The 24,446-nt window shown below is 60.6% G+C and carries 20 protein-coding genes and 1 tRNA gene; 11 read left to right on the forward strand and 10 right to left on the reverse strand.

Annotated elements, in window-relative coordinates:
* Window positions 1-30: 30 nt before the first annotated feature.
* Window positions 31-118, forward strand: a tRNA-Ser gene (locus tag ACWHTU_RS12670).
* Window positions 119-266: 148 nt separating this feature from the next.
* Here ACWHTU_RS12670 and ACWHTU_RS12675 read toward each other — a convergent pair.
* Both ACWHTU_RS12675 and ACWHTU_RS12680 read right to left on the reverse strand, forming a co-directional pair.
* On the reverse strand, window positions 267-1,742 hold the full coding sequence (locus tag ACWHTU_RS12675; RefSeq protein WP_447859732.1) for a DUF2779 domain-containing protein: 1,476 nt from the start codon (window positions 1,740-1,742) through the stop codon (window positions 267-269).
* 44 nt (window positions 1,743-1,786) lie between these two features.
* Window positions 1,787-3,133, reverse strand: a complete 1,347-nt coding sequence (locus ACWHTU_RS12680) for a 2-dehydropantoate 2-reductase (protein WP_447859733.1) — start codon at window positions 3,131-3,133, stop codon at window positions 1,787-1,789.
* Window positions 3,134-3,294: 161 nt separating this feature from the next.
* Between ACWHTU_RS12680 and ACWHTU_RS12685 the strand changes: the two genes are divergently transcribed.
* Window positions 3,295-4,023 carry an SIR2 family NAD-dependent protein deacylase gene (locus tag ACWHTU_RS12685; protein WP_447859734.1) on the forward strand — a complete coding sequence of 243 codons (729 nt, stop codon included), beginning with the start codon at window positions 3,295-3,297 and terminating at the stop codon, window positions 4,021-4,023.
* Here the strand turns inward: ACWHTU_RS12685 and ACWHTU_RS12690 are convergent.
* Window positions 4,020-4,736, reverse strand: a complete 717-nt coding sequence (locus ACWHTU_RS12690) for an HAD-IA family hydrolase (protein ID WP_447859735.1) — start codon at window positions 4,734-4,736, stop codon at window positions 4,020-4,022. The genes ACWHTU_RS12685 and ACWHTU_RS12690 overlap by 4 nt on opposite strands.
* A gap of 247 nt (window positions 4,737-4,983) precedes the next feature.
* On the opposite strand from ACWHTU_RS12690, the gene ACWHTU_RS12695 reads away from it, so the two are divergent.
* From ACWHTU_RS12695 to ACWHTU_RS12735, 9 genes are all read left to right on the forward strand, one after another.
* Window positions 4,984-6,159: a response regulator gene (locus ACWHTU_RS12695; RefSeq protein ID WP_447859736.1), complete on the forward strand. Its 1,176-nt coding sequence runs from the start codon at window positions 4,984-4,986 to the stop codon at window positions 6,157-6,159.
* Between the two features lie 333 nt (window positions 6,160-6,492).
* A complete protein-coding gene (locus tag ACWHTU_RS12700) occupies window positions 6,493-9,288 on the forward strand; it encodes a valine--tRNA ligase (protein WP_447859737.1) in 2,796 nt (931 codons plus the stop codon).
* Complete coding sequence (gene nadC / locus ACWHTU_RS12705; protein ID WP_447859738.1) at window positions 9,258-10,163, forward strand: carboxylating nicotinate-nucleotide diphosphorylase; 906 nt, start codon at window positions 9,258-9,260, stop codon at window positions 10,161-10,163. The genes ACWHTU_RS12700 and nadC overlap by 31 nt, the downstream gene beginning before the upstream one ends.
* 3 nt (window positions 10,164-10,166) lie before the next feature.
* A complete protein-coding gene (locus tag ACWHTU_RS12710) occupies window positions 10,167-11,012 on the forward strand; it encodes a biotin--[acetyl-CoA-carboxylase] ligase (protein ID WP_447859739.1) in 846 nt (281 codons plus the stop codon).
* Between the two features lie 42 nt (window positions 11,013-11,054).
* Window positions 11,055-11,828: a type III pantothenate kinase gene (locus ACWHTU_RS12715; RefSeq protein WP_447859740.1), complete on the forward strand. Its 774-nt coding sequence runs from the start codon at window positions 11,055-11,057 to the stop codon at window positions 11,826-11,828.
* A gap of 398 nt (window positions 11,829-12,226) precedes the next feature.
* A complete protein-coding gene (grpE, locus tag ACWHTU_RS12720) occupies window positions 12,227-12,838 on the forward strand; it encodes a nucleotide exchange factor GrpE (RefSeq protein WP_447859741.1) in 612 nt (203 codons plus the stop codon).
* 34 nt (window positions 12,839-12,872) lie between these two features.
* On the forward strand, window positions 12,873-14,786 hold the full coding sequence (gene dnaK / locus ACWHTU_RS12725) for a molecular chaperone DnaK (protein ID WP_447859742.1): 1,914 nt from the start codon (window positions 12,873-12,875) through the stop codon (window positions 14,784-14,786).
* 71 nt (window positions 14,787-14,857) lie between these two features.
* On the forward strand, window positions 14,858-15,985 hold the full coding sequence (gene dnaJ, locus ACWHTU_RS12730; RefSeq protein WP_447859744.1) for a molecular chaperone DnaJ: 1,128 nt from the start codon (window positions 14,858-14,860) through the stop codon (window positions 15,983-15,985).
* 59 nt (window positions 15,986-16,044) lie between these two features.
* A complete protein-coding gene (locus tag ACWHTU_RS12735; protein ID WP_447859745.1) occupies window positions 16,045-16,782 on the forward strand; it encodes an RsmE family RNA methyltransferase in 738 nt (245 codons plus the stop codon).
* Window positions 16,783-16,819: 37 nt separating this feature from the next.
* Here the strand turns inward: ACWHTU_RS12735 and ACWHTU_RS12740 are convergent, their stop codons facing one another.
* The 7 genes from ACWHTU_RS12740 to mltG form a co-directional block, all read right to left on the reverse strand.
* Window positions 16,820-17,821: a WD40/YVTN/BNR-like repeat-containing protein gene (locus tag ACWHTU_RS12740; RefSeq protein WP_447859746.1), complete on the reverse strand. Its 1,002-nt coding sequence runs from the start codon at window positions 17,819-17,821 to the stop codon at window positions 16,820-16,822.
* A gap of 16 nt (window positions 17,822-17,837) precedes the next feature.
* Window positions 17,838-19,529 carry an IPT/TIG domain-containing protein gene (locus tag ACWHTU_RS12745; RefSeq protein ID WP_447859747.1) on the reverse strand — a complete coding sequence of 564 codons (1,692 nt, stop codon included), beginning with the start codon at window positions 19,527-19,529 and terminating at the stop codon, window positions 17,838-17,840.
* A gap of 244 nt (window positions 19,530-19,773) precedes the next feature.
* Entirely contained in the window at window positions 19,774-20,661 is an 888-nt protein-coding gene (locus ACWHTU_RS12750; protein ID WP_447859748.1) for a HEAT repeat domain-containing protein, read from the reverse strand.
* Window positions 20,662-20,720: 59 nt separating this feature from the next.
* Entirely contained in the window at window positions 20,721-21,197 is a 477-nt protein-coding gene (locus tag ACWHTU_RS12755; RefSeq protein ID WP_447859749.1) for a RidA family protein, read from the reverse strand.
* Window positions 21,198-21,315: 118 nt separating this feature from the next.
* On the reverse strand, window positions 21,316-22,473 hold the full coding sequence (locus tag ACWHTU_RS12760; RefSeq protein WP_447859750.1) for a phosphopentomutase: 1,158 nt from the start codon (window positions 22,471-22,473) through the stop codon (window positions 21,316-21,318).
* A 240-nt stretch (window positions 22,474-22,713) separates the two neighbouring features.
* Complete coding sequence (deoC, locus tag ACWHTU_RS12765; protein WP_447863359.1) at window positions 22,714-23,394, reverse strand: deoxyribose-phosphate aldolase; 681 nt, start codon at window positions 23,392-23,394, stop codon at window positions 22,714-22,716.
* A gap of 6 nt (window positions 23,395-23,400) precedes the next feature.
* Window positions 23,401-24,429, reverse strand: a complete 1,029-nt coding sequence (mltG, locus tag ACWHTU_RS12770; protein ID WP_447859751.1) for an endolytic transglycosylase MltG — start codon at window positions 24,427-24,429, stop codon at window positions 23,401-23,403.
* Window positions 24,430-24,446 lie beyond the last annotated feature (17 nt).

Raw genomic sequence — 24,446 nt, forward strand, 5'->3', positions numbered from 1 at the left:
TATTTGTAATATAATGACTTATTGGCAGGTGGAGAGGTGCGAGAGTGGCCGAATCGGGCGGTCTCGAAAACCGTTGTCCCGCAAGGGACCGTGGGTTCGAATCCCACCCTCTCCGCCAAACCGCACTTTATGCATTCAACAACGCCGTTGGGCTGTTCCTTCCTGACGGGGCTCGCCCCGAAGGGCTTGATCCGAAGGCCTCGTTCCTGCGGCCGACCGGTCAGTCGGTTCGCCTGCTAAGTTTGAGAATTCTCTTTCTAGGCCAGTTACGGCTCACCCGTCGGCTCCTTACGCCGCAACGCTTTTCTCAATTCCAGCATGGCCAAGGTATCTCGAGCGCAGTAGCGCAGCAAGGCATCCCGTAGACGCATCTTTTCCACCCAATCGGTCTCCACAAAAACCATCCGTTCATACGCCTGGGCCGCCATCTGCCCGTCCCGCACCTCCAAATCCTCGTAGCCAAACGCCGGTACAACCGCGGGCAACACGGTCTTGATGGAAAAGGAGCCTTGGAACCCCGGATGATAGTAGTGGTTTTTGATGACATCGAGCAGATCCCACAGACGAGCGATCACGCGTTCGATGTCTGGTCGCAAGGCCGGAACTGCCTCCGCCAGTTGCTCCAACACCGCCCGCTCATAACCGGAATACACGCAGATACTGCCCTCTCGTCCCAACGAATCCAGGAGCGTAACAGCCAGTTCTTCGCGAGGATCGTTCGGCTCCAGGCTGAGAAACTCATGATGTAGAACATGCCCATCTTCGGTCTCGATGTGATCGGACCATTGGACCGGGATGGCCTGATAGGGTCTCGTCCGGGGATATTTCGGGACAGCCGGCATGAATGTCTCGAAGTCCAAATGATGCACCGGATACCGCACGGTCTCGAGCGCCGTCTTGAGAGCCGGGCTCACCCACTCCACGTTGTCCTTCACGCGGCGCTGCAACGATGACAGCGTGAATTCTTCCGGAATGTCGTCGATGGTCTCAATCCTTTTCCGGGCGAGTGTGTGAACCGTCCGTTCTCCGCCAGGCAAGTAAAAGATCCAGCGGGCGGGCTTGCTCTGCGTGCAGTGCCGCCAGAACGGACACTCGTACGGCGTATGGCAATGCCCGTCCGGCTCGATCGCCGGGGCAACGGATGAACGCAGCATGGCGCGCATTTCGGCCAACCGATCGGGGACGGCGCCGAGCCGGCTCTCGACCTGTTCCGTGAGATCTTGCACGAGAAACAGTTGGGCGAGATCGATCTCGCCCCCTTCGTAGAGATAGCGAGTATTCACATGCATCAGGCAGGTCTCCAGCAGGCGAATACCTGCCCCTCTTAATACGAACGCTTGAATGGCCAGATCATCGACATGGACATCCTTCACCCTGGAGGAAGATTTGACTTCGATCAGCCGCCAGGCGGCAGGACCGGATGGATCGCCGGCCAGCCGTTCCAAAACATCCGCGCGAATAAGCACGTCCTCGAACTGGACGGCGGCCTCGAAAATCGCCGGAACGGCCGGATCGCCTAGCCATTTGGCGGTCCGCGAAAGAGCCTCTCCCATATGGCGATGGTCTGCTGCAATAAGGACTCCGCCCAGGAAACGACGTCGTGCCAAGATGCCGAGTTCTTGACCTCTGTCGAGGATCGCCCGGGTCGCCTCATCCGGCTCGGTCGCCAGTTCAGGCGAGTAAATTTCCAAATACAGTCGTTTGTGGCACTGGAGGCCAGAAAGAAACCGTGATTTGGACAATCGGAACGATCCGGTCGTTGTTAGGGGAGAAAGTTGAGGAAGAATTAGCAATGCCGCTTCACCAACGGCCGCGTATCTTTTCCCGGGCCCCGGGTCACTTCGATACGGACCACCCCTTTTACATTGGCGCAGAGATCGCCCAACCCCGGCGCCAGAAGGCGGAAAGGCCCTCCTTTCGACGCCGGGAGTGGGGCTCCATCCATCTCATACACGAGCACCCCGTGCTCGCTCGCTTGTGCGAGTGTTAGGCTCACGGCGAACTGACCGTCTTGAGCATGGAACGTCACGTGATCGGCATCCACGTCCAGCGCCGGCACCTCGAGGAGACCTTTCACCCTGATCCCCTTCCCTTTGACCCCCGGCAACAGCGTGCTGAGATCGCAGACCTGATGCTCGGCCGGCAACGCCGTCAACGCCGCCCGGTCCAGCGTCACAGGTTGAAGAACCGCGCCGTCGATCCGCAACACGTCCGGCCCAATCCTTTCCTCTTCCGTGATGGTCTTGATCATTGCCGTCAAAGCTTCGTTGAGCGGGGTGGGGATGCCCAACTCCCGACCTCGACGCGCCACGTATCCGTTCAAATATTCGATCTCCGTCCGCCGGCCAGCTTTCCAATCGTCGTACATGGACGTATGGATGTCCCGTAGCTCCTGCGTCCATTTCACCACCTGCTCCGCTATATCCGGAGCCAACGGCACCTTGCAGCCTGCTGAGACCGCGGCGACTTCTCCCACGATCTGACGGATCACGTTGAGCATTTCCGGATGGTCCAGTGCCTTCGCCACGCGATCATTGAGGACAACGGTCAACGGATTGAAGACGCAGTTCCAGCACATCTTTTCCCATTTGCTCCGCCGAATGTCCTCCACGATCCGGCAGGGAATGCCGGCCTGGGTGAACAACTCCGCAATCCGAAGGACCCGCTGGCTCCTGTGCCCCATCAGCTCCCCGATCGCGAGGGCGCCTTTCTTGTAGTGTTCGATAACACCCGGCTCGGCGATCTTCGCATAAATGAAAGCGACCCCGCCCACGACACAGTCCCGTCCCAGGCGCCGGAGGATCCGATCTTCCGCCTCGACCCCGTTCTGGAGGGTGAGCAGCACCGTTCGCTCTGCGAGGACAGGCGCGAGTTGATTCATCGCTTCGTCCAGGTCGTAAGCCTTCACAGCAAGGATCACCAGATCAGGTCTCGGTAGCACTCGGGGATCCGACGCGGCCACGGGGTTGACCGTGAAGGTCCCGGCGGCGCTTCGAATCGTCAGGCCGCGCGCCTTCACGGCTTCCAGCGTCCTCGGCCGCAAGAGAAAGGACACGCTCGAATGAGTTTTCGCCAGATGAGCGCCGAAAAATCCGCCGACCGCTCCGGCTCCCACCATCATGATCTGTTCCATGTCTCCCTGTCCCCCTCCGCATACGGCCGCCCGCACTCACCCATCGGCGGCACGCGTGCGGGAAACCCGCTGAGCAATCCTGGCTGAGTACCGACGGCCGATCGCCACGGCCACTATAACATGTCCGATTCCATGCGAAAAAGTGACGTATAATACGCCGCATGGCGTCCTGTGCTTCGAAGATCTGCGAAGTGAAAGCTCGCCTGGCTACGACGGGTTCGGTCACCGTGCTCACCGGTGCCGGCATCTCCGCGGACAGCGGCGTGCCCACATTCCGCGGCGCCGACGGTCTCTGGCGGAACTTCAAGGCAGAAGATCTTGCCACCCCGGAAGCCTTCGCGCGCGACCCCCGTCTGGTCTGGGAGTGGTACAACTGGCGGCGGGAACTGATCGCGACCAAGCATCCTAACCCTGCCCATTACACATTGGCCGAGATGGAACGGCGATTCCCGCGGTTCTGGCTCATCACTCAGAACGTGGACGGTTTGCATCGCGCAGCTGGCTCCCGCAAGCTGTCTGAAATCCACGGCGATATCTGGAAAGTCCGATGCACACGGTGCGGCGCTGTCACGGAAAACCGGGATGTACCCATCCCGATTCTTCCTTCTTGCGCTGGCTGTGGCGGCTTACTGCGTCCGCATATCGTCTGGTTCGGCGAAACTCTGGCGGCCGAAGACTTGGCGAGAAGCTTCGCGGCGCTTCAGCAGTGCGAGGTTCTCTTGATTATTGGAACCTCGGGAATCGTCTACCCGGCTGCCTCCTTTGCGCCGGTCGCAAAGCAAGCAGGCGCGTTCATCGTCGAAATCAACTTGGATGCCACACCGAATTCGAGCCTGGTGGACGTCAGTCTGCGAGGGCGAGCAAGCGAAGTTGTTCCCGAATTGCTCTAATTTTCTACGAGCGCAAGCAGTTCGTCGAGGCTCCGAATCGTAGGCACCTGGTGCGCGGTCGATCCTGATTCCCGCTCGAGCAGCACGCCGGTCATACCTGCTCGCCTAGCTCCTTCGACATCGTCCCGCAAACTGTCCCCGACATGCAGCGCCTCCTCCGGATCAGCCGCATGCTTGTCCAGCGCGACGCGGAAAATTTCCGGCGCGGGCTTGGCTGCACGGGCAAGGCTCGAAATCGTCACCGTATCGAACAAATCGGCGATCCCCAACCCTCTCAACACATTGAACAGACGCGAATCACAATTGGACACGATCCCTAATTCGTACCCGAGCCCTTTCAAGGCTTTGAGCACGCCGAGCGTCTCCGGGTAGAGGGTCCAACACTCCGGACCATCGAAGGCCTGAAAGACCTCATCAAAGTAGTCATCGAATCCTTCGAACATCCCCACCCGGTAAAACACGTTGTGGACGATATCGAACCACCACATCCGCTCGCATTGTTTGATCGCCGCGGGATCGGCAGCGGCAAACACAGGCGGCGGCGCCTCCTGAAACGCCCGCGCGAAAGCAGCCTTCACAGCGGCAAGCGTCTCGTCCGTCCGTTTCACTCCGTATCGTTCCGCGTACCGGAGATAGATCTCGGCCACCGAGCCCTTGACATGAAACAACGTCCCGGCCGCATCGAAGAAGATGACCTGAGTCCGATTCGTCACCAAGTCGACGCCCTCCGACCGAGACTCCGGACGGACATGAACCCCTGCCCCACAACCCTGATCGGTAAGTCGCCCAACGCAAGGCGCCGCTTGGCGCGTTGGGTGACATTGGACTTGCATTGCGTGCGCGATTCTAGTCAGCCCGCGATGTGGAAGTCAAAACACCCGCCCAATGACTTCGCGTTCCTTGACAGAACCCAGACCCTCTGCTAGTTTTCACAATAGTTCAATAAAATTGGAGAGTTACGTGACCGCTCGTATCTTCGTCGTGGATAGCAGTCCGGCTGTTCGGCGGATGGTGGAACAAATCTCCGCTCCCGAAGGATTCGAGGTCGTCGGGTTTCAAGACGGCCCGACCGCGCTTGAAGCGGCCAAGCGTCTGAGCCCGGATCTGATTATCGCGGATTACCACCTGGATAAGATGACCTTCTCCGGGTTTTGCAAAGAACTGAATCAGCACTCCAATCTGTCCGACACATCCATCGTCTCGCTGATCACCCTGGCGGACCGGCCGGATGAACACCACTTGCGATCGCTGGGCGTCAGGGCTTTCCTCAAAAAACCCTTCCAATCCGAACACCTGCTGGAGGTGATCAAAGGCCTGCAACAGGAGGGCAAGCGGACTCAGATTGCCGCCATGGGCTCGAAGTCCAAACGGAAGACATGGCCGCCTGCATCTCAGGTCACCGACACCGACGAGGCCGTCGAATTGTCCGATCCTTCGAACGGGGAACCCGCTGCCGAAGAACGGGAGGCTTCGGTCATCGAACCGTCCTCTTCAACTGTGTCCTCGGCTCCGGATGAGCAGGCACCGCCTTCGCTTCAGGCGGACTCACATCGGCAGACGGCAGGCATTGCGGAAGAAGCCATGCGCGGCTTGCTCGGCCATTTGGTGCAAACCATGACCGAGCGGGCAGAGCGTAAGGTGGAGGAACTCCTGCCGCAAATCCTCGGCCAACAGGTCGAAGCCCAGGTGTCGCAAGCCGTCAAAGGCGAAATCGAGAAGCACCTCGCGCTCGGCTTGTCGGCTGAACGGATCAGTCAGGCAGTCCGCGACGGCATTGCGGATGAGTTGCCGAAAGCCATGGCTCGGCAGAGCACGGATATCGAAGCGATGGTCGCCAAGCATGTCCGAGAATCGGCTGCTTCGCTCATACGGAACACGATCGAACAGACAACCGGCGAACTGGTCGACTCGGCCATCCGCAGGCAACTGCCGGCAATCGTCCGCGAACAATGGGGATCGATCGATCAAGTCGTGAAGGAGGCCGTACAGGAAGCGGCAGCGAAACAGGCCCGCGAACTCGCGGAGGCCGTGGTGCGCGACATCGCCGAGAGGAGCATCGCGCTGGCAGTTCAACAGATGGTCCCGGACCTCGCGGAGCCTCATGTCAAAGACGAGATCAAGAGACTGACAGCTTAATTTTCAGCCCTCCTCCTCGCTCGGCGATCTTTCACTTTCACGTCTTTTTGGCCTTCTTGCTGCGCCGCGCCTTCGCCAGGGCTTTCAACCGCTGCACGTTCTTGCGATGCTTCCTTCTCGTCTTTCTGTCCTTCTCTCGTCCTCTGGCCATGATCTCTCCATTCTTCTCGGTTCAGATGCCACTCCGCCCCCAGGCGGCGCGCATCTATAGCACGGCGAGCGACGCGCCGACAAGCGCGGTCCGTGCGAGGCTCTACAGAAGCGCGCTCCGTGCCTTGTGAGGGTGGATCGGGCATGTTAAGATGCCTGCTCAATCGCGCAGCCGCAAGGCTTATGTCGGAACGGCAGCTTGACAAGACCTACGACCCGAAGCAGGTCGAAGAACGCTGGTATCAGGTGTGGATCGACCGCGGCTATTTTCGCGCATCTGTGACCCACCCCGGCCGACCATACTGCATCGTCATCCCTCCGCCGAATGTCACCGGGTCGCTCCATGTCGGACACGCGTTGAACAACTCCCTGCAGGATATCCTGATCCGCTGGCGCCGCATGCAGGGGCGCAACGTGCTCTGGATGCCTGGCACCGACCACGCCGGCATCGCGACGCAGAACGTGGTGGAACGACAACTGCTCGCCGAAGGCACTTCGCGCGAAGCCTTGGGGCGGGAGCGATTCCTCCAACGGGTCTGGGAATGGAAAGCGAAAGCGGGCGACACCATCATTCAGCAACTGAAGCGTCTCGGGGCTTCCTGCGACTGGGACCGTTTGCGATTCACCATGGACGAGGGACTCTCCAAAGCAGTCCGCGAGGTCTTCGTCCGCCTTTACGAGGACGGCCTCATCTACCGGGGGGAACGATTGATCAACTGGTGTCCCCGCTGCCTCACCGCGCTGTCGGACATCGAAGTGGAGCACGAAGACATCAGGGGCAAGATGTACTACATCCGTTATCCGTTGGCAGATGACCCAGGCACCGCCCTGACCGTCGCCACCACGCGGCCCGAGACGATGCTGGGCGACACAGCCGTCGCCGTCCATCCCGAAGACCCGCGTTATCGCCATTTAATCGGCAAGGCTGTTCGCCTGCCGTTGACAACCCGCGACATTCCGATTGTCGGCGATACCATCCTCGTGGACCTGGAATTTGGCACCGGTGCGGTCAAGATCACGCCAGCTCATGACTTCAACGACTTTGAGGCAAGCGAACGGCATGGACTCCCTCGGATTTCTCTCTTGACGGCGCGAGCCCAGATGGACGACATCGGACTTCAGGAAGCCCAGGCGGACCCGTCGTTAAACCTGGCTCTGAAATCTGTCCACCAGGCTCGGACGATCGTCGTTGAGGCTCTGCGCGAACGCGGCTTTCTGACGAAGGTCGAAGACCACAAGATGGCGATCGGGAAATGCTACCGCTGCAAGACGGTCGTGGAGCCTTTTCTCTCGCCGCAGTGGTTCGTCAAGATCAAGCCGCTTGCCGAGCCGGCGATCAAGGTAGTGGAGGACGGGCGGATCCGTCTGATCCCGGAAGCTTGGGTCAACAACTATCTGGGCTGGATGCGGGACATCAAAGATTGGTGCATTTCCCGTCAAATCTGGTGGGGCCATCAGATTCCGGCCTGGTATTGCACAAGCTGTAATCGAGAGCACATCGTGAGGAGCGGACGTGCCGTTGGGACCACTGCAGAAGGAGGACGACTGCCGGAAATAACGAAGTGGAACTACACCCTCGCGCAAGGAGCTCAGCCTGTGGTGGCAAAATCGGTGCCCACCCGGTGCCCCGATTGCGGCGGCCAGGAATTTGTGCAAGATCCCGACGTGCTCGACACGTGGTTTTCGTCCGGGCTCTGGCCCTTCTCCACGCTCGGCTGGCCGGATGAGACGCCTGAATTGAAGACCTACTATCCGACCTCGACTCTGGTCACAGGTCTCGACATTCTGTTCTTCTGGGTCGCCCGGATGATCATGATGGGGCTCAAGTTCACGGGTGACGTGCCGTTCCGCGACGTATACATCCATGCGTTGGTTCGGGACGCCGAGGGTCAGAAGATGAGCAAGTCAAAGGGGAACGTCATTGATCCCCTCCACATGATGGAGCGGTACGGCACCGACGCGCTGCGCTTCACGCTGGCGTCGATGGCCTCTCCCGGTCGCGACATCAAGTTGTCGGAAGAGCGGATCGAAGGCTATCGGAACTTCGCCAATAAGCTTTGGAACGCGGCCCGGTTCATCCTCATGCACCTCGACGGCCCGCGGGAGGACATTTCGGCCGCGGCGCGCTCGTTTCCCGACCGGTGGATTCTGAGTCGGCTGAACTTCGCCATCAGAAGCGTGACCCAGGAACTGGAACACTATCGCTTCGACCGAGCCGCCAGCCGCCTGTATCACTTCATCTGGCATGAATACTGCGACTGGTACCTGGAAATGGTCAAGCCGTTCCTACAGCACAACGATTCGGTGGACGCGCGACGGACCAGACACACGCTGGTCGAGACCTTCGAGACCGTACAACGCCTGTTGCACCCATTCATGCCGTTCATCACCGAAGAGATTTGGCAGACGCTGCCGCACGAAGGCGAAAGCCTCGTCATTCAACCCTATCCCGAGGAACGGCCCGATTGGGACTCCAAGGACACGGAACACGCATTCGGCATCCTCGAACAATGCGTCACGACCACCCGAACCGCCCGAGCGCTGCTGAATTACCCGCCGGGAAAGCCGGTGGCCTTTTTCGCATGGGGAAGTTATGAGCGTGAAGGCCAGATCCTGGAAACTCTTCAGGGGCTCGTGGCACATCTTGGCCGCGGAGTCGTACAGGTTCTTCCGTTCGACCAGTGGCCCTCATCCAATGTGTTGAGGCTCGCCGCGGAAGGCCTCACCGTCGGGATGGTCGTGGAAGGAGACGTGGACTTACAGAAGGCCCTGGCCCGGATCAGCAGGCAACGAGCGGAAGGGGCAGCAGAAGTCCAGCGATTGGAAGCCAAGCTCAAGAATGTCGAGTTCACGTCCAACGCCCCCCCAGACGTAGTCGCCGAGCACCAAGGGCGGCTCAAGGTTCTGCAACGAGATCAGGCTGTTCTGCTCAGCAGCGAAGAGCAGCTTTGCGCGATCATGCGGCGACGCGCGCCATGATCCCCCTACCGACCGCGGACATCCGCCAGGCCGTTCGCTTAGCACTGCGTGAAGACCTTGCACTCGGCGATGCAACGACCTCGGCGCTTTTTTCCGGTCCTTGCCCTGCTCGCGGAGTGGTGGTAGCCCGGCAGACGCTGGTCGCGGCCGGCATCGCGGCGGCGCAGGAGACTTTCCGTGCGGTCGATTCGTCGCTGAGGATCGTCCGCGCGGTGAAAGAGGGAACGAAGCTCGCGCCGGGCAACGTCTTGCTGACCATTGAAGGCGACGGCCGTTCGCTCTTGATGGGCGAGCGGGTCGCGCTCAATTTTCTGCAACACCTGTCCGGCATCGCGACCCTCGCCGCGCAATTCCGCCACGCTGTTCGAGGTTATCCGGTCAAGATCGTGGACACGAGAAAGACCGTACCCGGGTTGCGCGCGCTGGAAAAGTGGGCGGTCCGGCTGGGTGGCGGATGGAATCATCGCCGCAGCCTGGGCGACGGCATCCTGATCAAGGACAACCACCTGGCTCTCTTGAGAACGCGCGGACTGAACATCGCCGACGCCTGCCGCCTGGCCAGGGAACGCAGCCCTCATGGCTTGCGAATCATCGTCGAAGTGGAATCTCTGAAGCAGATCCGCGAGGCGTTGGACGGAGCGGCCGATGTCATCCTGCTCGATAACATGTCCCCGTCGACCGTGCGTCGGGCCGTCAACCTGATCAAAGGGCGCGCCCTGGTCGAAGTTTCGGGCGGCATCACGCTGGAAAACGTCCGCGAAATGGCCGCAGCCGGGGCGAACTTCATCTCGGTCGGTGCGCTCACCCATTCGGCTCCCGCCGCCGAGATCAGCATGGATATTCTGCCGCTCGGGAACCGGCGCCGGACCGCGTAACCAGTGCTTGACTCACCGCTCTCACTCCCGCTCACGGTCGATTCGATCCAACGGCATCTCTCGACCCGGATCCTCGGCCAGTCCCTCTGTCTTCTGGAGGAAACGGATTCCACCAACACGGTCGCGACGGCCCTGGCTCTGCAAGGGGCGGAAGACGGTACGACGGTGGTCGCGGACCAGCAGACCGCCGGTCGAGGGCGCCGCGGCCGGTCGTGGTTCTCGCCGCCCGGAGTAAATCTCTACTGCTCGGTGATCGTGTTGCGTCAACCCTCGCCGGAACGAAAGGCGCACTGGTTGCCGTGGATACCGCTGGCCTCGGCCCTGGCCTGCGCCGACGCGATTCAACAGGAGACTTCCCTGATCCCGTCGCTCAAATGGCCCAACGACCTGTTGGTGAACGACCGGAAAATGGGGGGCTTGCTCTGCGAAAGCGCGTGCAGGCAGGATGGCATCCCCTTTGTGATCATCGGCATCGGCCTCAACGTCAATCTCGATCGCGATCGATTCCCGGACGATCTTCGCGCGAGCGCCACCTCGCTGCTGGCGGAGATCGGCCGTCCCGTCGATCGCGCGCGGTTGCTGGCGGGGCTTTTGGCGCAGGTCGAGCGTCGCTTGGAAATGCTCGCGTCGGAGCCGATCGAGCGGCTGAGACAGGAGTACAGCGACCGTTGCTCGACCCTGGGACGCAGAGTCCTGGTCGCCCTGGCGCAGGGCGATCAGGTCGAGGGCATGGCCGACTCGATCGCCGAGAGCGGCGGCCTGCGGATCATTCGCAGCGGCACGCCGTCCGCCAGCTCCCATCCGGAACTGTTGGAGATTCATGCCGGCGATGTTTTCCACCTGAGATGATGGCAAATCCGAGCGAAGGCGGAGTAGAATTAATTTAAAGTCATGCTATTGGCCATCGATATCGGAAATTCCAACATTGTCTGGGGACTGTTCGACGGCCGGATCTTGAAGGGCCATTGGCGTCTGGCGACCGATCCCCGCAAAACCATCGATGAATACGGGATTCTGTTCTTGAACCTCCTAGCGGCGGCAGGGGTGAAGCCGGACCACATCTCCGGCGCGGCCATTTCCAGCGTCGTTCCCTCCCTGACCCAGCCGTTCGAGGCAATGACCCAGACCTGTTTTGGCCAGGTTCCGTTGGTGATCTCTTGTGAGACGGACACCGGCCTCACGCTACGTTACGCCAACCCGAAAGAGATCGGCAGCGACCGGCTCGTCAACGCGGCGGCCGCCTACCACCGCTATCGAACCGAACTCATCATCGTCGATTTCGGCACCGCGACCACCTTCTGCGCCGTAACTGGGACCGGCGAATACCTCGGGGGGGTCATTGCGCCGGGCCTGAGCATCTCCGCAGACGCGCTGTTTTCACGCACAGCCAAATTGCCCAAGGTGGAACTGGTCCGTCCCAAGTCCGTGATCGGTCGAGACACGGCGAGCAGCATCCAATCCGGCTTGGTCTACGGCTACGCGGGGTTAGTGGACGAAATCGTCCGCCGTATGGAACAGGAGTTGGGTCATTCCACTTTCGTAGTCGCGACCGGTGGGCTAGCCGCGATTATCGCTCCCGAATCTCGAACGATTCGCGAAGTACGCCCCTTGCTGACCCTGGAAGGCTTGGAACTGCTCTACCGACGAAGTCAAGGCGAGGCGTGAAGGCTCTTCCGCCAAACGCCCCGCGCGGCTTGCTTTGGAAAACAGCCAACCGCCGCGAGGGCAAACAACCGGGAGCTTCGCCCACCGCCTTCCCTTTCTCAAAAGGGTTCGTGTGGCAGGGTGGGCTGAAAGCCCATGACGAGAGAACATGCAAAGCCGGTCGTTAGCCCCGGCCCCCGTTGCCATGTGACCTCTTGCTCTGTGGACGCAACAGGGGATGAATGCCGGATCGGCGCCATCCGCATGTTCATTTTCTGCAGGATCGCCGCCTTGCGGTCATGACGCCGGCTCTATCCATACTGACATGCATGTCCCGATCAGGAAACAAATCTCCCGAGACCCGTTGACTTTAAGGGCTTGGTGGCTATCTCGCAGCCAGTACAGTAATAGGTACGCTGGTGGACCAGAACGACAAAAACACGAATACAATCGAAGAGTTAGAAGCCAAGACCCAGGAACTCCCTTCTCCTTCGGATGAATCGCAGGAAGAAACGGGACCGGTCGCGGAACTGAGGCGGGCGCTCGCTTCCAAAACCGCAGAATGTCAAGTGCTGCAGGACAAGTATCTCCGGTTAGCAGCAGAGTTCGAGAACTACAAGCGCGTGACGCAGCGGGAGCAACGGGAGCAGATCCGATTTGGGAACGAGCAGATTTTACGCGAACTGCTGCCGGTTCTCGACAACTTGGAACGGGCGATTCGCTCAGCCAAAGAGAATGGCGAAGGCGAAGCCCTTGTTCAAGGTGTCGAACTGACCTTGAAGCAACTGACGGAAGCGTTGGCAAAGTTTGGAGTCCGTCCGATTGCAAGCGTCGGAGAGCCGTTCGACCCGACCCGCCATCAGGCCGTGGCGCAAGTCGAGTCGGCGGAGGTCGCGGCTAACATGGTGGTCGAAGAATTTCAAAAAGGTTATCTCCTGCATGACCGATTGTTGCGGGCCGCCATGGTCAGCGTATCCATGGGAACATCAGATAAACCCGAGAAGCCCACATCAAAGGACGACGCCGATTGATGCGGTGAATGCTTCATGAAGGAAGGAGACGCACATGGGTAAGGTCATCGGTATCGATCTCGGAACCACCAATTCCTGCGTCGCGGTCATGAGCGGCGGAGACCCAGTCGTCATCGCCAACGCGGAAGGCAGCCGAACGACTCCTTCGGTCGTCGCCATCACGGATAAAGGCGAACGGTTGGTCGGCCAAATCGCAAAACGTCAGGCCATTACCAACCCGGAAAACACCATTTTTTCCGTCAAACGGCTGATGGGACGCAAGTACCGCTCGCGCGAAGTGCAGGAAGCTATCAAAAGACTCCCCTACAAAATTGTCGAGGCGGACAACGGTGACGCGCACGTCGAGCTGCGTGGAAAACGGTATAGCCCGCCCGAGATCTCGGCGATGATCCTCCAAAAAATGAAACAGACGGCGGAGGATTATCTCGGTGAGAAGGTCACCGAGGCGGTCATTACCGTGCCGGCATACTTCGACGACAGCCAGCGCCAAGCCACTAAAGATGCAGGGCAGATCGCCGGTCTCAACGTGCTTCGCATCATCAATGAACCGACGGCCGCTTCGCTGGCCTACGGCCTTGACAAGAAAAAGGACGAGCGCATCGCGGTCTACGACCTCGGTGGCGGGACGTTTGATATCTCCATCCTGGAAATCGGCGATGGCGTCTTCGAAGTCAAGTCCACCAACGGGGACACTTACCTCGGCGGCGATGACTTCGACCTCCGGATCATGGATTGGCTGGTGGAAGAGTTCAAAAAAGACCAAGGGATCGATTTGCGCAAGGATCGCATGGCTCTCCAGCGGCTCAAGGAAGCGGCCGAGCGGGCGAAGATTGAGTTGTCATCTTCGCAGGAGACTGAAATCAACCTGCCCTTCATCACCGCGGATGCCAGCGGACCGAAGCACCTGGTGACTAAGCTCACGCGGGCCAAACTGGAGCAGCTTGTGGATGATCTGATCCAGCGGACCATCGAACCGTGCAAGAAGGCGCTGGCCGATGCGGGCGTGACAGCCCGGGACATCAACGAAGTGGTGCTGGTGGGCGGCATGACCCGGATGCCCAAGGTCATCCAGGTCGTCCGCGAATTCTTCGGCAAAGAACCGCATCGCGGCGTCAATCCCGACGAGGTTGTGGCCGTTGGCGCGGCCATCCAGGGCGGCGTGTTGAAAGGCGAGGTCAAGGACGTCCTGCTTCTGGACGTGACGCCGCTTACCCTTGGCATTGAAACCCTCGGCGGCATCTTCACGCACTTAATCGAGCGCAACACGACCATCCCGACTAAGAAGAGCCAGATCTTTTCCACCGCGGCCGACAACCAGACCGCGGTGACGATCCGGGTCTTCCAAGGCGAGCGCGAGATGGCCGCCGACAACAAACTGTTAGGGCAGTTCGACCTGGTCGGTATCCCCCCGGCGCCGCGCGGCGTGCCCCAGATCGAAGTCACCTTCGACATCGACGCCAACGGCATCGTGCACGTGTCTGCGAAGGATTTGGGGACCGGCAAAGAACAGTCAATCAAGATCACCGCCTCCAGCGGACTCAGCAAGGAAGAGGTCGAACGGCTGGTGAAGGAAGCCCAGGCTCACACCGAAGAAGACAAGAAGCGACGCAAGCTCGCAGAAGCACGTAACCAAGCCGACTCACTGATTTACAGCACCGAGAAAAATCTGACCGAGCACGGCGACAAGATCAGCGAAGACGACAAAAACAGGATCAAGGACGCGATCGCGGCTGTCCGCAAGGCGATGGAAGGCAACGACATCGCGGCCATCGAGTCGGCGACGCAGGCCTTGACCAGCGCCTCGCACAAACTGGCCGAGGAGATGTACAAGAAGGCATCCGCGGGCGCGGGCCCGAGCGGTACACAGGGAAACGGCGGCGCCCAGGGCAAGACGGACGACAAGGTCGTGGACGCCGAATTCGAAGAAGTGGACAAGGACAAAAAGTAGAGTACAATAATCCCTCAACAAGACCGAGTTCCGTTCGCGCGGGACTCGGTTTTTGTTCGACATAGAAAGCTATGGCTTCCGTGGCTAAGCGCGACTATTACGAGGTGCTCGGGGTCGACCGTAACGCCTCCGAGGAAGACATCAAGAAAGCCTACCGCCGGCTGGCGCGCCAATACCATCCCGATCTCCAAAGCACCGACCAGCAGAAAAAAGCCGCCGAAGAACGATTCAAAGAGATCAACGAAGCCTACGAAGTGCTCAGCGATCAAGAGAAACGCCGACGTTACGACATGTTCGGTCATGCCGGCGCGCAGCAGGGGTCCGGCGGGTTCGAGGGCTTCGATTTCGGCCGCGGCGGGTTCAGCGACATCTTCAACGACATCTTCGAAGACTTCTTCGGCAGCCCGCGCGGACGATCTCGAGCCGAACGCGGATCGGATCTCCAATACAACCTGGAACTGTCCTTCGAAGAAGCGGTTTACGGGAAGGAAGCCAAGCTCAAGATTCCGCGGTGGGAAGTCTGTCCGGACTGCAAAGGCAGCGGCGCGCGGTCGGCGTCCTCGATTAAACCCTGTCCCAGTTGCAAGGGATCTGGACAGCTCCGGTTCCAGCAGGGCTTCTTCAGCGTCAGCCGGCCATGCGGTCAGTGCGAGGGCAGCGGCCACGTCATCACGGAGCCCTGCGGCACCTGTCAAGGCCGCCAACGTGTCTACCGGGAACGGACTCTGTCCGTGCACATTCCCGCTGGAATCGAATCGGGCATGCGGTTGCGACTGGCCAACGAAGGCGAGCACGGCATCAACGGCGGACCGCCCGGCGACCTGTATGTCGCCGTGACCGTCAAGCCGCATCCGGTCTTTACGCGGAAAGGCAACGACATCTTGTGTGACGTCCCGGTCAGCTTCGTGACGGCGGCGCTGGGCGGCAAAGTCGAAGTCCCCACGTTGAAGGGGAAAACGGTCATCAAGATTCCTCCTGGCACGCAACACGACAAGGTGCTGCGGCTGAAGGGTCTGGGAGTGCCCAGCCTGAAAGGGCACCAGACTGGCGATCAGTTGTGCACGATCAAAGTGCACATTCCGACCAAGCTGACGCCGAGGCAGAAGGAATTGTTGACCGAATTCGCCAAAGAAAGCGGGATGACGCTGGACAACGAAGGGGATGGTTTCTTCGACAGGATGAAGACCTTCTTCGAGTGACCCCTTCGCCCGTTCTCCGCTCCTCCCTCACTCCAGATCCACGATCGATCCAGTCGCCGATGCCGGTTTTTTTCATCACCGCCGCTCAGGTCCACAACGGGACCGTCACCATCACTGGCCCGCTCCTCGATCACCTACGCAGCTTACGGGTGCACGTGGGTGAAGAACTCCGGGTAAGCGACGACCAGCACCGCCGCTATCGGATGACCATCACGCGAATAGGCCGGCATGAATTGATCGGCCGGATCACGCAAGAGGAACACGCACCGGGCCGCCGAAGTCCCCCGCTCATTCTCGCTCCGGCCCTGCTCAAGGGCGACCGGATGGATTGGCTGGTCCAAAAGGCCACCGAACTCGGCGTCTCCTCGATCGTCCCGCTGATTACGCGCTACTCGGTGGTCCGACCGCGGGCGACGCGCATTCCTCACCAGCGACTTCGCTGGGAGCGGATCGCCCTGGAAGCGGCCCAGCAATCCGAACGCTGGGACATCCCGATCCTTGAGAATCCCTGCGACTTCGACGAGTTTGTACCGCGACAATCTGCCACACACAGCGGGCTTATCCTAACGGAACGCGCGAGTGGCTACGGCCTGCTCGCCGTTCCCCTGCCTGAAGATGCCACAAGGCCGATCGTCCTCGTCGTGGGACCCGAAGGAGGGTGGACGCCTGAAGAACTCGGACTAGCCCGCGCTTGCGGCTTCAGCTTCGTCACGCTGGGAAACCGAATTCTCAGAGCCGAGACTGCCGCCCTGGCTGGACTGAGCATCCTGCAAAGCCGACTGGGAGAACTGGGGTGAAATGACGCGAGGGATCGGACGTCCTTATACCTCACGCCTACTGTTTTACGGCTTCGACGGGTGCGGCAATATGCACGATGGTACCCCGCTCGCCACTGGCCCAGCCGTGGGAAGGGTCGGGAAAGGAGAGTCCGAACAGGGACACCTTGGCCTCGTTCTTTTCCTCCACCCATGTGAAACCCGCATCGGTGGTGCGGAAAACGCTGCCGCGTTCACCCACGATCCAGCCCGCCTGAGGACTGGTGAACCGAATACGGATGAGATCAGTCACCCTCGTGCAGGACCTCGTGCAGGGCAAGGTCCGGTCGATCCAGCGATGCCCCGCATCCGTTGTCTGAAACATCGCACCGGCATTGCCCACGGCCCAGCCGTTCAACGGATCGTTGAAAAACACGTCGAAGAGCGTCACTGAGCTCGGCGCTTCCTGGGGAGTCCACGTCGCACCGCCGTCCGCAGTCGAGAGAATGGTGCCCAGCGCCCCGACCGTCGTTCCCCGCCGCGAATCCACGAAATGCACCGCGTAGAGTGCCGCGTTGGTTCCACTGATCTGGTCCGACCAGTGGATACCACCGTCCTCCGTGTACAGGATCGTGCCTGATCCGCCCACCACCCACCCATGCGTGGGCGACACGAAATAGAGCCCGTACAAGGGGACCTGCACTCCGGACGACTGAGGAGCCCAACTTTCGCCTCCGTCGTTCGAGTGGCGAATCGTTCCATTGGCCCCGACGACCCATCCGCGCCGGGAATCCACGAAGAACACGCCGGTCAACCGCGCTGTCGTCCCACTGGCGACTTTTTTCCATCGCTTTCCGCCGTCGACGGTCTTAAGAATCGCGCCGCCGTCCCCTACTGCCCAACCGAGCCGAATGTCGTGAAAATAGACACCCATCAACGTGACCCCGGTGCCGCTCTTCTGCTGCGCCACCAGCACGCGCGGAAGTTCGGCCGCCGGAAGCATACCAGGCGGGTACACGAGCCACAAGCTCAAGAGAACGACCGCGGCGACCGTTCGGGACGGAAAGACGGCGGGGTTCATGAAAGATGAATTGTGTTTATTGGGTCGTGCTCGCTTCCGGACTCGTATCGGTGAAGTAACGCTGATCCGGCAATCCTTGCGCTTTGATTGTGAACGGTCCGGCCTCCAAGGTCAGCCATTTCTTCGGCGTACAACAACTTCCGTCCGGCAGGAGATCCCAAGATCCCCGACGCACGACCAACGGACCGGTCGTCAGATCGGGATTGAATTCCCCTTTCTTGCCAACGCCGAACACGTTCCGGCGAGGAACCCGGACTTTGATCTCGGTATCGCTCCACGACACCACCAGGGCAGCGATATTGTTGAATAGAACCTCGGTCCTGGACACATTCTCGCCGAGATCGATAGGAGCGTTGTCGTGCCCTCCTTCGTTCAGCCCGGGCTGCGTCGCTTCGGTCGTCTTCAAAAACGTGCCAAATCCCGATCCCCTGATAGTCACGATCTCATCAACGCCGGCCGATGTCGGAGAATAGGACTCGATCTTCGGCGTGATCACCGTGAACGTCCCGGCTTCCGTAGCCACGATCCCGCGTTCGGCGCAGCAGGATCCATCCGGGTTCGGCCTGGTGCCTCCTCGCTTCACAACCACCGGACCGCTCTTGGCGCTGAACGGCACCCAGGCCTCGATGCGGTCGTCATGCCAGCGATAGATGACGGCCGGCACCCCGCCAATTTCGACGCTATTTTCGCCTTTGTCGAAATCGGCGAAGGCGAACGGCGTCGACCCGCTCTCCGAGTACAGTCCGAAATGTTCGCCCGTGATCTTGATGAGCGTCCCGATTGGCGCGCTCGTAGGCGTGACTGACGACGCCTTGGGCACATGGACCGTGAAGTTGCCAACCGTCCGTTCGGCGCCGCCGCGTTTGAGGACGAGCGGCCCGCTGGACGCATCGAGCGGGACATGGACGACGATCAAATCATCGGCCCATTTCGCCACCGTCGCCGGTCGTCCGTTAAAGAACACGCCGTCTTCCGGCGCCTTGGTCTGACCGAACCCTTTCCCGAACAGCACCACTTTCGTCCCGACCGGTCCGCTGAGCGGATCAACGCGCACGGACGGGATGAGCGTGATGGGCACGGCGTTGCTCATCGTGTATTCAACCGGGGCGCAGCAGGAGCCGTCAGGCAACGGATCCGAAGAAGCAAGCCGCACCACTACATCCCCCGAGGTCGCATTGGCCGGAACCTCAACCTCGATGGTGTCATCGCGCCACCGGAGCGCTCGCACAGGCACGCCACCGATCAACACATCATTGACGCCGAACATCGTATTGCGATCGCGGGACCCCGCGGTGTTGCCGAAATGCGCCCCATGAAGTCGGAGCAACGTCCCCGGTTCCGCTTCGGACGGTGTCACCGAATGGATCGTCGGCCGCACGACCTTGAACGTCCCCGCCTTGATTTTCTTCTTGCCCGCGATCACATCGACCGGTCCATCGGCGGCCTTGAACGGCACCTTGACTTCGATCAGATCAGGCTCCCATCGCTGAATCAAGGCCGGAACACCGTTGAACAGCACCCGATTGGTCTGCGCGGATTTGAAGGTGCCGAACCCCGTTCCGGTGATGGAGACCGTGGCACCTGGCGTCGCGGACTCCGGCGCGATCGTGACCCGCCCCGCGGCGAAGGCGCGGAAATCCGTCGCTGTCATGAGCAACACGGTCACGAACAAACCGAGAAACCGCAACGCGACCGTCAAATGAAACATACCGACGGGACCTGAACCGCGGCGGGGCTTGTTGCCGATCGACTGCGAACCAAGGAAGCGCATGTTTTGCGAACCGTTCATGTGTCGTCCTGATTCAAAATTTTTGACCCTGCGCGCGGCTCTGAAACCCCGCGCAACCGAGGCATGAGGCCGAGACGGGGAGCCTCACCGTGAAGCGAAGGGACAACGCGGACTATAACAACCGCCTTTTTTCCATGTCAAGCAAGGGTAAGACGCAGGACGATCAATTCATCGGAGATGCAGGAGTCGAGGCACCCAGTGCCGATGCGGCCGCTTTTCGGATCTCCGGATCTCGGTCGCCCGTCGCCATCCGTTCCAGAGCGGATCGCACTTCGGCCGAATTCCGCAGCGGTCGCAAAGCTTCGATGGAGTCCAGCCTGGTCTGTCTGCTCGTATGACCCAGCAACGCTATCAACACCGGCGCCGCCCGGTCGTCCCGCAACCGGCCGAGTTCGCGGATCGTGTTTTCCCGAACCAGCGTCGGGTACAACGATTCTCCCGGCAGGAATCCGTGCGCATCCTGCAACTGCTCGGTCTTGGGCGTTTCGGCCTGGAGCATTCGCTGCAGACTTTGAATCAGCGCCTGGGTCACGTCCGAGCGCGACCTAGTTCTGGCGGACACGATTTCTCCGAGAAAGTAAAAATACGGATTCGTGTCAAACCGTTCCAAGACTTCGAGATACGGCGGCGTCCCGGAATCATACGCTCCGGACGTCTCCCGAATCGTCAGGTCCAGCAACAATCCCGCCGAAACGTGCTCCAACTTGATGTCGCACGTGATCTCAGTTCCGTAGGTATCGAACTTGTACTGCTGCCCCCGTTCCTCACGATAGCGCACCTTGAGCGTCAAATCGTGCGGATCGCTCTCTTTGGGAACGACCGTGAAGCCCGCATTCGACAGCTTGATCTTCAGCGCGGGACCGATCTGCGAAAGGGTGCGCCCTCGCGGATGCCACGTGGAAAAAGTCAGATCGATATAGACGGCCTTGGCTTCTGCAACCCGCGCGTATTCGGCATCCGTCAGGACTCGTTCGTTCGCATCAGCCGCGTCGGCGTGTTCGACCACGCCCAGCGCCCATACGGCCGCCGCCAGCAGTGCGCTCCAAGCCATCCGTCGCGTTTCGCATCCCATGTGGCTCGAGACACTTAACCTCACGGCGCCTTCCGGAGTCAAGCACCTCCCGGCTTACTCACCACTTGCACGATGAGCTCCAGCTCGACCGGCGCATGAAGCGGCAATTCGGCGGCGCCCAGCGCGACACGCGCGTGGCGTCCGGCGTCCCCGAACAAGTCCACCAGCAGATCGGACGCGCCGTTGAGCACTGTAGGATGTTGCACGAATCCTTCGGCCGACGCCACGTGCCCGACCAGGCGCACGATGCGTTTCACTCGATCCAGCGTTCCCAACTCGTTCCGGATGATCGCCAGGGCGTTCAGCAGCGCAATCCGGGCCGCTTCGACTCCCCGCTCGACCGTCAATTCCCGGCCCAGTTTACCGGGTAAGGCCACTTCCCCGTCGCGGAAGGGGATGACGCCGCTTAAAAACAACAGATCGCCCGCTTGAACCGCCGGCACATAGGTCGCAACCGGCTTGGGCGGAGACGGAAGCTCGATGCCGAGTTCCCTCAACCGCGCTTCAAACGACATCACTGACTCCTGCAAGCGTCAACATGCGTCACACGGATCACTCTGTCGTCTTTCGCGGAAGCTTGTCTTTTCGGACGATTCGCGCTCGCGTTCGACGCGTCATCTCCTCTTCTCCCGATTATCCCGGCCGCAACGCGTCTAAAAAACTCTCGCCGCAGGCCAACCTCGGGACCCCCAAGGCCTCCGCAATCGTTTGTCCCAGATCAGCGGCAGTGGGACGCGTTCCCAAATCCACCCCGTGCGCAAGCTTCGGTCCGCTGATCAACAACGGCGCGTACTCGCGCGAATGGATCTGCCCGTTTCCGATCGGATCGGCCCCGTGATCGGCGGTCAAACACAGGAGGTCTCCGGGACGGAGCTGTTCCTGCAGTCGCGGCAACAGCCGATCGAACTCCTGCAACGCCGCCGCACAGGCGGGAGCGCTCCTGCCAGCCAGATCGACACTCGCGAAGATCAAGCCGCGGGGCACCTGGCTCAACACCTTGCCCATCTCCTCAAACACACGGATGATCGATCCCCCGCGCGTAGATCGGGTCAACCCGCGGCCGGCGAACAAGTCATCGATCTTGCCGATGCCCATCACCAACTGCCCCGACCGGCTGAGCACATCGAGCAGCGTCTGCCCGGTCGGCTCCGGAACAAAATCACGACGCTTGTCCGTGAGGACGAACGCGCCGACCTCTCCGGAAAATGGGCGCGCAACGATCCGGGGCACCCGATACAAGGATTTCAACGCCCTCCTGGTCTTTCGACACAACGCGTAAAGGGCCTCCGGCTCCACGACCGTCTCATGGGCAGCAACCTGCAGGTCGCTGCCTCCGCTGGTGAACAGGATCAGTGCGCCGTCGCGGAGATGCTCCGGCCCCAATTCATCAACGATATCCGTCGCCCGGGCGATACGGCTCCCCAAGATCTTCCGCCCGCTCACGCCTTGGACGATGTCCACGACTTCCTGGGGAATCCCGCCTGGATAGGCGGGCAACGGCTCGTCCAGCGATACCCCGGCCAGTTCCCAAAGCCCGGTGAGGGAATCCTTGCCTTTGGAGAGAAATCCGAGCCGGCCGAAACATCCGTGCGGTTGGCCAATCGGCCGCACGCCTTTGAAGCAACCAAGATGTCCCAGACCCAAGGCTTCCAGGTTGGGCGCGGCCAGCCCGCCGACTTCCTCCGCAACGTGCGCCAATGTGTTGCAGTCGGCATCCCCGTATTCCGCCGCGTCTGGTAAGGCACCGACGCCGAGTCCGTCTAGAACCATAAGGATGACGCGGTCGACCATAGTTCGCGCACTATAGCAGAAGCTCCGGCGGAAGCCTATGCGCTCCGAACGATGGAACAGTGACCGATCGAGGATGGAAGTTCGCAGGACGAGTTGAGCAATTGTGAAAAAGGCGGCGAGCCTTACGACCGTCAGGTCGTTGCGCGGCAACGAAACATCCGGCCCCCTTTCGCCTCACCCGTGCACCAAGTTCCGGGAATCCACGCGACGCGCCACCGTCGGTCGGAGAGCATCATGACTTCACCGCGTTACCGCGCGCTTCGCGGCCGCCAACCACTCTTCTACGATCTTCACGCTCGCGCTGGTGCCGATCCGATCGGCTCCCGCCTCTAACAGGGCCTGCGTCGTCCGCCAATCTCTGATCCCGCCCGAGGCCTTCACCCTAGCCCGCCCGGCGACCGAGGCTTTCAGGAACCGCACATCCTCCACCGTCGCGCCTCCGGCGGCGAACCCTGTCGAGGTCTTCACATATTCGGCGCCGGCATCGACCGCCAGCCGACAAGCTGTGGCTTTCTCATCCTGCGTCAGATAGCTGGTTTCGAGAATCACCTTGTGACCGACTCCCGGCGTGGCCTTGACGACCTCTTCGATGTCTAGTCGGACGAGGCTGTACTCGCCGGATTTCAGACGACTGATGTTGATCACCATGTCCACTTCCCGGGCTCCGCGACCGGCTGCCTCCGCTGCCTCAGCAACCTTCACCTTTGTCGTCTGGCCGCCCAACGGGAACCCGACAGGCACGCCGACCCGGATTGCCGTGCCTTTGATCGCGGCGACAGCCTCGTCAACATAGCACGGCGGCACAAAGACAGCGCCAAATCCGTATTTGACCGCTTCTGCGCACACACGGAGCACGTCGGCTTTGGTGGCCTCGGGCCGCAGGATGGTGTGCTCGATAAGGGTCGGAAGGTCGGCGATCAGCATGTGTCACGACATCCTGCGCCAAGGTCGACGCTGATATTTCTCGACCGCCTGATTATGTTCCTCCAGCGTGGAAGAGAACTGATGCGTTCCGTCGTTGCGCGAGACAAAATAGAGATATGGCGCCGGCGCCGGATACAGCGCCGCTCGAATCGCACGCGCCCCCGGATTGGCGATCGGCCCCGGCGGCAGCCCTTTGACGCGATAGGTGTTGTAGGGGCTCTTGCTATCCAAGTCCTGCTTCCGCAGATTGCCGTCGAAGGCCGCCGCCAACCCATAAATCACGGTGGGGTCGCTCTGAAGCGGGATATTTTTCCGCAAGCGATTGTGGAAGACCGCCGAAATGAGCGGGCGTTCCTCGTCCACGCTGGTTTCCTTTTCGATTACGGAAGCCAGGGTCAGGACTTCGTGAATGCTCAGATTGACCTGTTTCGCCCGTTCGCGCAATTCCGGCGTGAACGCCTGCCACAAATTATCCACCAAGACGCGGATGACGTCTTTGGTCTTGGTGAGACGGGCGAATCGGTAGGTGTCGGGGAAGAGGTAGCCTTCCAAGCTGTCCGCCTCGATGCCCAGCGTCCGAATGAACCCGCGGTCCTGCGCCAGACGAAGAAACTCGGCCCGATCGACCAACCCGCGTGCTCCGAGCGTCTCCGCGATCTGGACCATGGTAAACCCTTCCGGAATCGTGACCTGATGCAGGACGACACGTCCCGAGACGAGCTTGGCCAGAATCTCGGCTGGCGGCATGCCGGCGTTGAATTCATATTCCCCCGGATGAATCCTACGGTCGGCGTCAGTCGCTTTGCCGAGGAGAAGAAATGCCGAGCGGCTTTTGATGAGCTGCTCCCGTTCTAATAACGCCGCCACATGTTGGAACGACGCACCTTCGGGGATGACGATGAGTTTGGTGGGAGGCGTATCGGGATGAGAAACAACCGGAGCGGCCGCCCATTGCATGACCTGATACCCGGCTACGCCGCCCAGGCCGAGCGAGGCGACGATCAGCCAGAGAACCAGTCGAGTGGTCATCATCTCGATCTCAGCCGTAT

The organism is Nitrospira calida (assembly GCF_976986435.1).